8 protein-coding genes are annotated in these 14,851 nt (G+C 65.9%); all 8 read left to right on the top strand.

Features of this window, described 5'->3' with window-relative positions; all coding sequences use genetic code 11:
* Positions 1–372: 372 nt before the first annotated feature.
* Positions 373–1,662 carry a hypothetical protein gene (locus WAS25_RS11670; RefSeq protein WP_422312258.1) on the top strand — a complete coding sequence of 430 codons (1,290 nt, stop codon included), beginning with the start codon at positions 373–375 and terminating at the stop codon, positions 1,660–1,662.
* A 19-nt stretch (positions 1,663–1,681) separates the two neighbouring features.
* On the top strand, positions 1,682–3,415 hold the full coding sequence (locus WAS25_RS11675) for a hypothetical protein (protein ID WP_422312260.1): 1,734 nt from the start codon (positions 1,682–1,684) through the stop codon (positions 3,413–3,415).
* A gap of 57 nt (positions 3,416–3,472) precedes the next feature.
* Positions 3,473–4,405 (top strand): hypothetical protein, encoded by a 933-nt coding sequence (locus WAS25_RS11680; RefSeq protein WP_422312262.1) that lies wholly within the window; start codon positions 3,473–3,475, stop codon positions 4,403–4,405.
* 13 nt (positions 4,406–4,418) lie between these two features.
* Complete coding sequence (locus WAS25_RS11685) at positions 4,419–5,909, top strand: MFS transporter (protein WP_422312264.1); 1,491 nt, start codon at positions 4,419–4,421, stop codon at positions 5,907–5,909.
* A 23-nt stretch (positions 5,910–5,932) separates the two neighbouring features.
* Positions 5,933–9,379: a hypothetical protein gene (locus WAS25_RS11690; protein ID WP_422312266.1), complete on the top strand. Its 3,447-nt coding sequence runs from the start codon at positions 5,933–5,935 to the stop codon at positions 9,377–9,379.
* 113 nt (positions 9,380–9,492) lie between these two features.
* Complete coding sequence (locus WAS25_RS11695) at positions 9,493–10,077, top strand: hypothetical protein (RefSeq protein WP_422312268.1); 585 nt, start codon at positions 9,493–9,495, stop codon at positions 10,075–10,077.
* 311 nt (positions 10,078–10,388) lie between these two features.
* Positions 10,389–11,738 (top strand): NADP-specific glutamate dehydrogenase, encoded by a 1,350-nt coding sequence (gene gdhA, locus WAS25_RS11700; protein WP_422312270.1) that lies wholly within the window; start codon positions 10,389–10,391, stop codon positions 11,736–11,738.
* Between the two features lie 90 nt (positions 11,739–11,828).
* Entirely contained in the window at positions 11,829–14,846 is a 3,018-nt protein-coding gene (locus tag WAS25_RS11705; protein WP_422312272.1) for a PEP/pyruvate-binding domain-containing protein, read from the top strand.
* The last annotated feature ends 5 nt before the right edge of the window (positions 14,847–14,851 follow it).

The following is a 14,851-nucleotide window of genomic DNA, read 5'->3' on the forward strand; positions in this document are numbered from 1 at the left end:
CTCCTTGGTAATTTAGATCATTCCATGAAGCTTTTTGGGATTCGGTCGAGAATGCTATACCTTGAATGCCCAATAATCCAGGGGATAAAGCGTGATGAAAAATTGCCCATGAAAACGAAAAAAGATAATTTACTTCCCCTATTTTTGAATCACCCTTGATCAGCTTTGCTCAATCCATCGTCGACGTTCGCGAACCCGCGGAGGGACCGAGCATCTGGGCCTCATGACAGTCATTCGCCCGCTGCCTGGCCCGCCGCTCCCTTCACCGGACCCTTTCTGAGAAGGCTCCCCATGCGCATCCCATCCCTCCGGACCGCCACGGATCGTGACCAGGCGCCTCCTTCCCGATCAGCCCCGGGTCCCAGGGGAGCCATGGCCGGGCTCCTGCTCCTCGGGTGCTGGGCTGGCCAGAGCGCCCAGGCCCAGGCCCTCCAGTACGGGCCCTTCAGCCTCAATGCCTTCGCCAAGTACGAGGGGGCCCGCACCAGCAACTTCAACGAACGCCTCCAGCTCTTCAACGATGCGACCAAGCAGCAGCAGTGGGCCGACCAGCTCGTGCCCGGGACCCGCTTCGGCACTGAGCCCACCAACGTCTGGCTCTTCCAGCCCTGGCTGGGGGTCAAGTTCGACCTGGGCGGCGGATTCAAGGCCTCGGCCATGGTCAGCCAGCGCTGGCGCGGCGGCATGGGTGTGCCGAGCACCGTCGACGTGCCTGGCTTTATGTACGAAGAGAATGTGGCCATCAGCCACGAGGACTACGGCCGGCTGGCCGTGGGCAAGATGGTCGCCCGGGGCTGGAGCGTGGCGGACTACCCCTATGGCACCTCCGTGGGCCTGGCCAACGAGTGGGCCCAGAGCGGCGCCGGCTACGGCCTGCTGACCAAGGCCATCCGGTACACCTCCCGCCCCTTCGATGTCTTCAGCGGGGACCTCGTCCTGGAGGCCACCTACGACCAGGGCAACACCGCCTTCAAGATCCACAAGCCCCGCTTCTGGGAGTTCTATGCGCAGTATCACAACGCCGGCCTGGTGGTGGACCTCATCGTGCAGGACACCCGGAACGGCAACCCCCAGGCCTGGGGTCACGGCCCCTTCACGGGCCTGACGCCCTTCCCCCAGGACGACGCCAAGATCGGCGGCGCGGGGCAGGGCATGGCCATGGTCATGGCCCGCTACGACATCGACGCGCACTGGCAGGTGTCCGGCGGCCTCCGGTCGAACCGCTGGAGCGGTGCCGATGCCGTCATCACCGTCGCCGGACCCCCCGCCCAGTGGAACAACATGTTCAACGTGGACTGGGGTGGAACCCGCGATGGTGTTGCCAACCCCGGCTACTCCGCCACCTCCACGGACGGCTTTGCGGCCCTGCGCTACCGCCGCGACAAGTGGTCCGCCTGGCTCGCCGGTCAGATTCTGGGCACCGCTTCCACGGCGAACCCCTCCGAGCGGGGTCAGAGCAACTGGGCGAACTTCAACACCACTGGCGTGCAGTACGACTTCGGACGTGGCCTGTCCGCCTATGCTGGCGTCGGCATGGTCCGCTACGGCCGCCTGGGCTTGTCGCCCATGTCCATGCCGACGAATTCCGCCTTCACCGGGGTTGACTCCCGGGTGGCCCGGAGCGGCAACTGGGCGCTGGTCGGCCTCCTCTATGTCCTCTGAGCCCAAAAGGAACCCAGCCATGTCCAATCTAGCTCTCACCCGGGTCCTCCGCTCATTCCTCGGCCTCCTGTTCGTGGCCGCGCTGACCTCCTGCGGCGGCGGCGGTGTCGTGCCCGGAACCGTCGATGCCAAGTCCATCCGCCCGCTGCCCACGGAATACCTCACCCGCACCGCGGTGGCCTACTCGCCCTACCGGACGGGGAACATCCAGACCGAAACGCCCACCGTGGGCCAGATCACCCAGGACCTGAACCTGCTCGCCCAGGGGAACTTCACCCTGATCCGGCTGTTCGACAGTTCCGACAAGGTGGCCAAGCAGACCCTGCAGATCATCAAGAACAATCACCTGGACATCAAGGTGCACCTCGGTTGCTGGATCTCCAGCACGAAATACGCCGCACCGGCCGATGTCCCCGCCATCGAGCAGGCCAACCAGTTGGAGATTGCCCGCTGCATCGCCCTGGCGAACGCCTTCCCCGACCTCGTGCTGGTGGTGAGCGTCGGCAACGAGTGCATGGTCAGCTGGGCGGGCAATCCGGTCTCCCCGGCCCAGATGGCCTCCTACATCACCCAGGTGCGGTCGGCCATCGCCCAGCCCGTCACCACCGACGACAACTACGCCTTCTTCGCCTCGGCTCCGACCTACCTGCTTAACACCCTCGACTTCGTCTCCATCCATACCTATGCCCTGCTCGACACCCTGTATGGGCAGCCGTGGGATTGGAAGCAGACGGATGTGCCCGCCTCGGGTCGGGCTGCGGCGATGATGGGTGCCGCGCTCGCCTTCGCCCAGCAGAACTACAACGATGCCCGCACCTACCTGGACAAGACCGGCTACGCCGCCCTGCCCATCGTCATCGGCGAGACCGGCTGGAAGGCCGTGCCGACGGGGGGCGAGTTCGAGCGGGCCCACCCGGTCAATCAGCAGATCTTCTTCAACCTCCTGAGCGCCTGGCGCATCTCCGGTTCGGGTCCCAAGAACATCTTCTGGTTCGAGGCCTTCGACGAGCCCTGGAAGGGTGGCGACGATGGCTGGGGCCTCTTCAACGTCGGCCGTCAGGCCCGCTTCGTGGTGCGCGGGCTCTACCCGGCCTCCACCTGGGAGCCCGGCACCTATACGAGCGCGGACGCACTGCACTACCTCCCCACCGTCCAGAACCCCGCGGTCACGGCCGGAAGGTACACGCTCTACGCCGAGACGGCCACCGCCGGCGAAGCCCTGCCCGCCGCGCCCCTCGCTTGGGCCGGATGGACCTGGAACACCTCCGCGGTGCCCACCACGACCACGGCGGCGGAGGGCACGACCAGTATGCTGATCACGCCCGGTCCCCAGCCCTGGGGCTGGGGCGTGGCCCAGGCCTACACCAAGCACGCCGACGACCTGAGCGCCTTCGCCACGGCCGGCTACCTCAACTTCAGCATCAAGACCACGTATCCCGGCTCGCTCCTGGTCGGCTTCCAGACCGGCAACCCCGTCGACCTCACCCTCTACAACGTCTTCCTCCCGCTGGCGCCCGGCAACTACGGCTACTACAACGACGGCGCCTGGCATGACGTGAAGATCCCCATCAGCGCCCTCACGCCGTGGGGTGCCATGGGTTCAGGGATGCCCCTGGCGTCGCTCTCGAAGCTCGACATGACCATGGTCTCCAACCCCTTCGTGGTCGCCGACGTGTTCAGCAACACCGGCAAGCCGGCCTACAGCACTCCCACGAACCCCATCCACATTGACCGCGTATTCTGGTCGAAGTGAGCCCGGGATGCTGACCGTGCCGGGGACGCCAGCCCCCCAAAGATTTGGGGCGCTGACATGAACCTGGTGGGCGTCTCCACGTCGATCGAGCAGGGTTTCAGGGTGCGCGGGCTCCGCAGCGCCACCGCCGAATTGCTCATGGTCCCGGAGCTGGGGGGTAGGATCATCAGCCTGCGCAGCCTGAAGTCCGGGCGGGAGTGGTGCTGGCATCAGCCCCGCCCCGATTGGCTCTGGCGCAATGCCGCGGGCGACACCTTTGGGGACAGCCCCCAGGCTGGCATCGACGAGTGCGTGCCCACCGTGGCTGCCTGCCGGGTGCTGGAGCGGGAGCTGCCGGATCACGGCGAGGTCTGGTTTCAGTCCTGGCATCTGGAGGCCGAGGCCCTGGCCAGGCAGGAGCTCGCGGCTTCCCTCCGGCTGGCGATCACGCCCTTCACATTCCGCCGTGCCATCCGGGTCGGAGAGGATGGCGCCTTCATCTTCGACTACGCCCTCACCAATGGGGGCGACCAGCCCGAGCCGTACCTGTGGTCCTTCCATCCCCTCCTGACCCTGGAGCCGGGGGACCGCCTCGAGCTTCCGGCCGAAGTGCGGAGTCTGCGCCTGGACGGAGGACTCGGGACCGCCATCGCCCGTGGCGATGTCTGGGCCTACCCGGAACCCTTCCCCGGCCTGAGGCTGGACGCCGGCGAGGTCCCCGGCATGCCCGGGGGCTGCGTGAAGGGCTTCGCCGGCCCCCTGGAGATCGGCCGCGGCGCCATCCGGAACGAGCAGACCGGCGACCGGCTGGAGCTCCGCTGGGACGCAGCCGACGTGCCCTTCCTGGGGCTCTGGATCAACCGCGGCCACGGCGGCTTCCATCACCTCGCCCTGGAGCCCTGCACGGGCGCCCCGGATTCCCTGCTGGAGGCCATGGAGTCATGGCACCAGTACCGCGTGGTTCCACCCGGTGAGACCGTGCGGTGGTCCATCTCCTTGTCCATGACCTGATGTGGGGGTTCCCGTGAGCGCAGCCGAAGGCAATCCCGTCCCCGCAGCCGCGGAGCTCGAAGAAGGCCGTCTGTCCTTCGGGGAGAAGGTGGGCTACTCCCTGGGCGATGCGGCCTCCAACTTCTACTGGAAGACCTTCGAGTTCTTCATCATCTTCTTCTACACGGACGTGTTCGGCATCTCTGCCGGAGCCGTCGGCACCATGATGCTGGTGACCCGGGTCATGGACGCCGTGGCCGACCCGATCATGGGAACCATCGCGGACCGCACCAAGACCCGCTGGGGTCACTTCCGCCCCTACGTGCTCTGGTTCGCCGTCCCTCTGGCCGGGGCCGGCGTCCTCACCTTCACGACGCCCAACCTCGGCCCCGGCGGCAAGCTTCTCTATGCCTATGTGACCTACTGCCTCCTGATGCTGCTCTACACGGCCGTGAACATCCCCTACAGCGCCCTGCTCGGGGTGATGACGCCCAACTCCAAGGAGCGCACCTCCCTGGCCTCCTTCCGGTTCGTCGGGGCCTTCTCCGTGGCGGTCCTGGTCCAGTACTGCACGCCCAGCCTGGCCCAGTGGTTCGGGATGTCGTCGGCCCTGCGCGCCCAGCACAGCTTCCTGGCGCACCCCATCGAATGGGTGCGCTGGTTCCTGTCCCGGGACTTTCTCACCCTGCCCTCCGACCCGGCCAAGGGGTGGCAGATGACCATGGTCCTGTACGGCGCGTTCGCGGTCATCCTTCTGATCCTCTGCTTCGCGACAACGCGCGAGCGGGTCACCCCGCCCGAGGATCAGAATCCGGACTTCAAGGAGGACCTGAAGAGCATGCTCACCAGCCGCGCCTTCGTGGTGATGCTCGGGGTGTTGATCATCATGATCATGTCCTTCGTCCTCCGGGGCTCAGTCTCGGCCTATTACTTCAAGTACTACGTCCAGCGCAACGACCTCCTCGGCCCCTTCCTGGTGGCCAACGCCCTCGCCTTCCTGGCGGCGGTGGTCATCACGCCCACCATCGCGAAACACTTCGACAAGAAGACTCTCTTCATCGCGGCCATCGGGATCGGTGGCCTCATCATCGGCGGCTTCTGGCTGGCCAAGCCCACGGACATCGGGCTCATGTTCGCGCTCCAGATCCTGGCCAGCTTCATCATCGGGTTCAACTCACCCCTGGTCTGGGCCATGTTCGCCGACACGGCTGATGACGCCGAGTGGCGCCTGGGTCGAAGGAACACGGGGCTGGTGTTCGCGTCCGCGGTCTTCGGCATGAAGATCGGGCTCGCCTTGGGCGCCTGGGTGACGGGCCTGCTCCTGACCGGCTTCGGGTACCTCGCCAACCAGGAGCAGTCCGCCACGTCATTGCTGGGCATCCGGCTCTCCATGAGCCTCATCCCCGCCCTGATGCTGGTCGTGGCCGCCGTCCTCATGAAGGCCTACCCCCTGGATGACCAGAAGATGGTCCAGATCGAGAAGGACCTGGCCAGCCGCAAAAAAGGGGCCGCAAGCGAGGCCTGATGGATTCCCGGAGAGATGAGCGTATGCCAGCCACCCATGTAGCGGATGCAATCCTGAAGAACCCCGGCTTGGCGGTCGAGGGTTCCATTGTGGAATTCGAGGGCGAGTCCTACTACCGCATCACCAACCACGATGCGATGGCGCCCTTCTTCATGAGCCTGGTGAGCGACTCGGACCACTGGCTCTTCATCTCGAGCAATGGTGCCCTCACCGCCGGGCGGAAGGATGCGGAGCACGCGCTCTTCCCGTACTACACCGACGACCGGATCCACGACAGCCAGGATCAGACCGGCAGCCTGACCCTCCTCCGCATCAGCTCCGGGGAGCGGACCTCCCTCTGGGAGCCCTTCAGCCAGCGCCTCGAGGGCCTGTACCAGGTCACTCGCAGCCTGTACAAGAGCGTCTATGGCAACAAGATCCTGTTCGAGGAGATCAACCACGACCTGGGCCTGACCTTCCGCTATGCCTGGATGAACAGCGAACGCTTCGGGTTCGTCCGGCGGGCCCTGCTCACCAACCAGGGGCAGGAGAAGGTCCAGGTCCAGCTCGTCGATGGCGTCCAGAACGTCCTGCCTGCGGGCGTCGAGCGGCGCTTCCAGGTGGAGTTCAGCACCCTCGTCGACGGGTACAAGCGCACCGAGCTGCTCAAGCCTTCGGGTCTCGCCCTGTTCCGCCTGAGCTCAGTGCCCGTGGACAAGCCCGAGCCGAGTGAAGCGCTGCGGGTCAACCTGGTCTGGTCCACCGGGCTGGAAGCTGCCCAGCGCCTGCTCTCCACCACCCAGCTCAAGGCCTTCCGGCTGGGAGCCGCCCTCCGCGAGGAGGGCGACATCCGCGGGCAACGGGGCGCCTACCTCCTGCATTCGGGCTTCTCCCTGGGCGGCGGCGAGCAGAAGGACTGGCTCATCGTGGCCGAGCTCAACCAAGACGCCACAGCGGTCGTCGCCCTGAAGCACCGCCTGGAGTCCGAATCCAGCCTGAAGGCCGAGCTCCTGGAGGACGTGGCGAGGGGCACCCGCAACCTGCAGCGGATCGTGGCCAGCTCCGACGGACTGCAGCTCACAGGGGACCCGCTGAACGCCCAGCGGCATTTCTCGAACACCCTGTTCAACCTGCTGCGGGGGGGCGTTCCCGACGACGGCTACCGCATCTCCCGGAGCGATCTGGCGTCCTTCCTGGCCCAATCGAATAAGGCGGTGGCGCTGCGACATGCGCCGTTCCTGGCGCAGTTGCCGGACCACCTGCAGCACCGCGACCTGATCGACCGCGTGACCGCCATGGGCGACCTGGACCTCGAGCGTCTGACCAAGGAATACCTGCCCCTCACCTTCAGCCGCCGGCATGGGGATCCCAGCCGGCCCTGGAACAGCTTCTCGATCGAAGTCAGGGATGAGCAGGGCGGGAAGATCCTCAACTACGAGGGCAACTGGCGCGACATCTTCCAGAACTGGGAGGCCCTGGGCCATGCATTCCCCGGCTTCCTGGAGAGCATGATCTTCAAGTTCGCCGACTGCTCGACGGTGGATGGGCACAACCCCTACCGCTTGATGCGGGTCGGCTTCGACTGGGAGGTGAGCGATCCCCAGGATCCCTGGTCCTTCATCGGCTACTGGGGCGACCACCAGGTGATCTACCTGCTCAAGCTGCTGGAGGCCTCCCGCCGCTTCGACCCGCGGTTGCTGAGGGGTCTGCTGGATCGGCAGATCTTCACCTATGCCGATGTCCCCTACCGCATCAAGCCCTACCCAGACATGCTGGCCAACCCGCACGACACCATCGCCTTCGATGAGGCGGCCCACGAGGAGGCCTTGAAACGGGCGCAGACCCTGGGCGCGGATGGGCTCGCCGTTCCGGGCGCCCACGGACCGGTCCGGGCCAGCCTCGGCGAGAAGCTCCTGCTGGTGGCCCTCTCCAAGCTGGCGAACTATGTCCCGGAAGCTGGCATCTGGATGAACACCCAGCGACCGGAGTGGAACGACGCCAACAACGCCCTGGTGGGCTACGGCGTGTCCATGGTGACGCTCTACTACCTTCGGCGGTATCTGGCCTTCTGCATGGAGCTCCTGCCGGAGGCGCCCGGGGGAAGGCTCGAGCTGGCAGAGGAGCTCTCCAGGTTCCTGGAGGGCGTGGATCGCGCCCTGGCCGCTCATCCGCCGAAATTCGGCGAGGCCACCTCGGACCAGGAACGGAAACAGGTCCTGGATGCTCTGGGCCAGGCCGGTACGGCCTACCGGACCGAGGTCTATGGCGGGGGGTTCTCGGGAGCCAGGGTCCAGGTGCCAGTGGACCGCCTCCTCGGCTTCCTGGAGGTGGCGCTGCAGCACATCGACCACGCCATCCGGCAGAATCAGCGGCCCGATGGGCTCTACCACTCGTACCACGTGATGAAGGTCGTCGGGGACGGGATCGCGGTTCGTCCGCTCTACGAGATGCTCGAAGGCCAGGTGGCCGTGCTCAGCTCCGGCGTCCTCTCGGGGGAACAGTCCGCGGCGCTCCTGGATGGCCTGCAATCGAGCGCGCTCTACCGCGCCGACCAGGCGAGCTACCTCCTCTACCCGGACCGGCCACTGCCCCACTTCCTGGAGAAGAACATCCTCCCGGACCCGTCCGTCAATGCGTCGCCCCTGCTGACGGCCCTCCTGGCCGCCGGGGACGAGCGCCTGGTGACCCGTGATGTCGAAGGGCAGGTCCACTTCAACGCCGCCTTCCGCAATGCCGGCCACCTCCGCGAAGCCCTCGACGGCCTGAAGCTCGGTGACCTCCGCGGCCTAGTGGAAGCGGAAGAATCCAGCCTGCTCGCACTCTACGAGCAGGTCTTCGACCACCAGTCCTTCACGGGGCGCTCCGGCACGTTCTACAAGTACGAAGGCCTGGGCTGCATCTACTGGCACATGGTGTCGAAGCTGCTCCTGGCCGTGGACGAGACGAAGCAGCGCACCGCCGGGGGTGCCCCTGAAGTCGGCAACCGCCTCGAGGCGCATTACCGGGCGATCCGCGCCGGTCTCGGCGTGCACAAGCCCCCCGCCCTACACGGGGCGATCCCCATTGATCCCTACTCCCACACCACCGGGTTTGCCGGCGCCCAGCAGCCGGGCATGACGGGGCAGGTCAAGGAGGACATCCTCAGCCGCCTGGGCGAGATGGGGGTCCAACTCTCGCAGGGGCGCATCGCGTTCCTGCCCTGGCTCGTGCCCCATGGTGAGTTCCTGAGAGAGCAGGCCAGATTCTCCTTCCTGGATGTCGAGGGGGAGCCCGACCACCTGGACCTGGAGCCAGGATCCTTCGCCTTCACCTTCTGCCAGGTTCCCGTGGTGGTCCACCGGATGGGCGCTCCCAGCATCCGGATTATCCGGACGGCAGGAGCCGTGGACTTCCTCAGAGGCCTGTCCCTGGATGCCGTCACCAGCGAGACCATCTTCCAGCGCACAGGCGAGGTTCGTCGCCTTGACGTCTGCCTGGGCCTGCCAGCCTAGGCCGGAGCAATCCTTCCGGGGCTGTCCAGCGTGGGGCCACCAGTCCCGCGGTATCGACCCTTCTCCTGAAACGGCAGACAATGGCCGTGGATACGGACACGGAGGAGCAGGCCATGGCGAAAGCACCCTTTGCGGCGCAGTGGATCCAGGCCGGGGCCGACATCTTCCAGTGGGGCCGCAAGGCCGCCTACTGGAAGGGCAAGAAGGGCTGGTGGGCCTCCCGGCAGGGGGTCGAGGGCATCAAGGGCCCGTTCCGGACGCCGGGGGCCGCTCAGAAGTGGGCCGAGGAGCCCTTCCGGGAGCAGCATCGGCAGGCGCAACAGAAGCTGCATGACGAGGCCTTGCAGGCCCAGGAGGGGCGGAAGGCCAAGCGGGCGGCCCAGCAGGAGCGCCTGGCCGAACTAGCCCAGCAGCGCGAGGCGCGGGAGCTCGCCACCTGGAAGGGACTCCCCGCGGAATCACGCAGGGTCCTTCCCGGCCAGGTCTGGGCCATGCGGGATCCCCGCTTCGAGCAGCACCAGATCCTCGTGGTCGAAGTGAAGAAGACGATCGCCGTGGTGCTGGCCAGGGACGCCAGGGCCACGCCCTGGCGGGGGCTGGCCCCGGAATCCCGGACGCTCACCCACCTGCCCCGCCTCTACCGCCTGGTGGGCACGGCGAAGGTCCCCGGGGCCGCCACGCGCAAAAGCCAGGCCTGACGCCCCAAAAGGGGTTCCCTCCTTGGCGGTGGTGCCCGCGGCGAGTCCTTGGCGCAGGTTCGGGTTGCTTGACATTCCGTCAATCGGTGGTCGGAAAAGAGCCCCAATTGTCCCCTTTTTAGTGCTCCCCATCACCTCTTGATTCCTTGGCCTCGCCGCCCGCCCTTCCTGAGGCTAGAGTCATGTCGTCCTGTTTCTGACCCTGGAACACGTCATCGCAGCCTCGGGACGGGCCCTGCGGGACACCCCCTTCTGATCACCACCCCGGGCACGTGCCCTTCTTTCTCAACACCTTCCTTCCTGGAGGAACCATGAGCCAGTACGTCAACGAAGTCCTAGAGGGCCTCAAGAAGAAGGCTCCCTGGGAGAGCCTCTTCATCCAGGCGGCCACCGAGATCCTGCACTCCCTGGCGCCGGTCCTCGAGAAGGAACCGAAGTACAAGAAGAACGCCATCCTCGAGCGGCTCGTGGAGCCCGAGCGCGCCATCGGCTTCCGGGTGCCCTGGGTGGACGACAAGGGCATCATCCGCATCAATCCAGGCTGGCGCGTGCAGTTCAACAGCGCCATCGGGCCCTACAAGGGCGGCATCCGCTTCCACCCCAACGTCACCCTCGACACGCTGAAGTTCCTGGGCTTCGAGCAGATCTTCAAGAACAGCCTCACCGGCCTGCCCATGGGCGGCGGCAAGGGCGGCTCCAACTTCGACCCCAACGGCAAGTCCGATGCCGAGGTCATGCGCTTCTGCCAGTCCTTCATGATGGAGCTCTTCCGCCACATCGGGCCCAACACCGACGTGCCCGCGGGCGACATCGGCGTGGGCGGCCGCGAAGTGGGCTACATGTTCGGCATGTACAAGAAGCTCGCCAATGAGTTCACCGGCGTGCTCACCGGCAAGGGCCAGTACTGGGGCGGCAGCCTCGTGCGCCCCGAGGCCACCGGCTACGGCGTGGTCTACTTCGCTGAAGAGATGCTGAAGACCAAGGGCGAGACCATGCAGGGCAAGAAGGTCGCGGTGTCCGGCTTCGGCAACGTTGCCTGGGGCGCGGTCACCAAGGCCACCCAGCTGGGTGCCAAGGTCGTCACCATCTCCGGTCCTGACGGCTACATCTACGACGCCGACGGCATCAGCGGCGAAAAGATCGCCTACATGGAAGAGATGCTCCGCATCGACCGCATGTCCGTGGCCCCCTACGCCGCCAAGTTCAAGACCGCCCAGTTCCACGCGGGCAAGCGCCCCTGGGAGCAGAAGGTGGACGTGGCCCTGCCCTGCGCCATCCAGAACGAGCTGAACCTGGACGAGGCCAAGACCCTGCTGGCCAACGGCTGCCTGGCCGTGGTCGAAGGCGCCAACATGCCCAGCACCCTGGAGGCCGTCGAGTTCTTCCAGGCCAACACGGACAAGATCCTGTTCGCCCCCGGCAAGGCCTCCAACGCCGGCGGTGTGGCCACCTCGGGCCTCGAGATGAGCCAGAACTCCATGCGCCTGGGCTGGACCGCCGAGGAAGTGGATGCCCGCCTGCACCAGATCATGATCAACATCCACAAGTCCTGCGTGGACGCCGCGGGCCGCTTCGGCACCCCCGGCAACTACGTGAACGGCGCGAACATCGCCGGCTTCCTCAAGGTCGCCGACTCGATGATCGACCAGGGGCTCGTGTAAGCACCAGCCATTCGCAGTCACAGAAAAGGGGGCCGCTCGCGGCCCCCTTTTCTGTGCAGACCGGTACACTTCCTGGAACCTGGGGCACCGATGATCAGCAGTGAGTTCAATGAGATCTTCCGCAAGTACGCATCGGACAAGGAGATCTTCCACGACCTGATGCCGCTCCGGGCCCGGGAGATCCTGCTGGTGGCCCCGGCCTTCGATGCGTTTACGCTGGAACAGGACGGCCTGCTCACGGAGATCCTGTTCGAGGGCTACTACCAGCTCAACATGAGCAATCCGCCCCGGGTGACCAACGTCTCCACCATGGAAGAGGCCCTGGAGAAGTGCTCCAACCGCCATTTCGACATGATCATCGTCATGAGCCGGCTGGGCCAGGGCGGCCACGTGGAGCTGTCGAAGGCCCTGAAGAAGGCCTCACCCCGCACGCCCATCTACCTCCTGCTCAACGACAACGTGGAAGTGGGTGCCCTCGACCGGCGCCGCCAGGAGCTGCAGCGGAACTACGACCAGATCTTCGTGTGGAACGGCAACTCCGAGATCTTCATGGCCATGGTCAAGTACATGGAGGACCGGGCCAACCTCGAGAACGATACGGCGGTGGGGCTCACCCGCGTGATCCTGCTGGTGGAGGACAGCATCCGCTACTACTCGCGGTACCTGCCCATCCTCTACAGCGAGATCCTGAAGCAGGTCACGCGGCTCGCCAAGGACCAGAACGTGGACGGCATGACCCGCACCCTCTCCATGCGGGTCCGGCCCAAGGTCATCCTGGCGACCACTTATGAGGAGGCCATTGCCCTCGCAGAGCGGTACCAGGACTTCCTGCTCTGCGTCATCACCGACCGGAAGTATCCCAAGGACGGGCTGCTGGACCGGGAGGCCGGCATCAAGCTCATCAAGGCGGTGAAGGACCGGAACCCCTACCTGCCCACCCTGCTGCAATCCTCGGACCCCTTCAAGGAATCCTGGGCCACGGCCATCCAGAGTGGCTTCCTCAACAAGAACTCGTACACGCTCGGCGCCGAGCTCTCGGCCTTCTTCCACGAAAGCCTGGGCTTCGGCGACTTCATCTTCCGCAACGAGCAGGGCCAGGAGCTCGTCCGGGCCGTCAACATGGAAGACCTCCAGGCCAAGCTGCGCACCGTACCCGTCGAGTCCCTGGTCTACCACGCCTCGCGGAACCACTTCTCCGCCTGGATCATGGCCCGCGGGGAGGTGCAGGTGGCCAAGGTGTTGGGGAAGTTCCGCATCTCCGACTACCGGGACCCGGAGGAGATGCGCGCCTTCCTCATCAACGTCGGCGACTACGTCCAGCGCATGAAGACCCTCGGCAAGGTCGTTCCCCTGACGGAGTCCACGCCGAAGGACGAGCCGAACATCCTGCGCCTTGCACCGGGCTCCATGGGCGGCAAGGGGCGCGGCGTGGCCTTCATCCACTCCCTCCTGGCCCGCATGGACCTGGGCGGCCTCGTGCCCGAGGCCAACATCCGAATTCCCCGCTCCGCCATCATCGGGACCGAGGAGTTCACCTCCTTCATCAGCCGCCATGGCCTGCGCCAGATGCTGCAGAACGACGTGGACGACGACCTCATCAAGCGCCGCTTCCTCACGGGTTCCCTGTCGCCCGAATTGATGGCCAAGCTGCGCATCTTCCTGGCGAACCACGCCCGAGGGCCCGTGGCCGTGCGCTCCTCGGGCCTGCTTGAGGACAGCCTCTCGCATCCCTTCGCCGGGCTCTACAACACCTTCTTCCTGCCCAACAACGACCCGGACCCCGGCGTCCGGGAGGCCCAGCTGGCCGAAGCCATCAAGCTGGTCTATGCCTCGGTCTACACCAAGGCGGCGCGCTCGTACTTCCAGGCCATCGACTACAAGATCGAGGAGGAGCAGATGGCCATCCTCATCCAGGAGGTCTCCGGGCGCCGCTTCGGGGACCGCTTCTACCCCCACATCTCAGGGGTGGCCCAGTCCTTCAACTACTACCCCGTGGCCTACACCCAACCCCAGGACGGCATCGCTAACCTCGCCGTGGGCCTGGGGAAGTATGTCGTGGAGGGTGACAAGGCCTACCGGTTCTCGCCTCCCTATCCCGAGATGGACATGCTGCCCCCCAAGGAGCAGTTCCGCACCACCCAGAAGCACTTCTACGCCCTCGACATGAGCCGCACGGCCATCGACCTCTACAGCGGCGAGGACGCCACCCTGCTCAGCCTGGACATCGCCGAGGCCGAGAAGGATGGCGCCCTCCAGCACTGCGCGTCGGTCTGGGACTGGAATGACGACCGGATCCGGGATGGTCTCGACCACCCGGGGCCCAGGGTCGTGAACTTCCGGAACATCCTCAAGTACGACCAGTTCCCCCTGCCCAGGATCCTCCAGCACCTGCTGGAGGTGATCCGCGACGCCATGGAGACCCCGGTCGAGCTCGAGTTTGCCGTCAACCTCGACAAGGACCCCGTCAACGGCAAGCCCACCTTCACCCTCCTGCAGATCAAGCACCAGCTCATGGACTCGGCCGAAGTGAACCTGGACCCCGAGACCCTCGATCCCTCCGGGCTCTTCCTGTTCTCGGAACGGTGCGTGGGCAACGGGGTGGTCGAGGGCCTGCGCGACATCGTCTGGGTGGATCCAGACGGCTTCGACAAGTTCGAGACACCCGCTCTGGCGGCGGAGATCGAGCGCCTCAACGACCGGTTCCGGACCGGAGGCGGAAAGTACGTGCTGCTGGGCCCCGGCCGCTGGGGCAGCAACGATCAGCACCTGGGCATCCCCATCCAGTGGTCCATGATCTCCTGCGCCCAGGTGATCGTGGAGTACGCCATGGAGAACTTCCAGGCGGACGCCTCGCTGGGTTCGCACTTCTTCCACAACGTGACCTCCTTGAACATCGGTTACTTCACGGTGCCCTACCCCCGGGGCGCCAGCGTCCTCGACTGGGACTGGCTCCGCCAGCAGCCCGAGACCTGGCGTTCGGGCTGCCTGGTCCACACCACCCTCGAAGCCCCGGTCCACATCGTCATGGACGGGCGGCGCAGCGCCTCGGCGATCTTCAAGCGGGTGCCCCCGCCCCCTCCGGAGCAGGATCCTGAGGAACCCCTGTAGGACGG

Source organism: Geothrix sp., from assembly GCF_049292215.1.
In the GTDB taxonomy this organism is placed as follows: domain Bacteria; phylum Acidobacteriota; class Holophagae; order Holophagales; family Holophagaceae; genus Geothrix.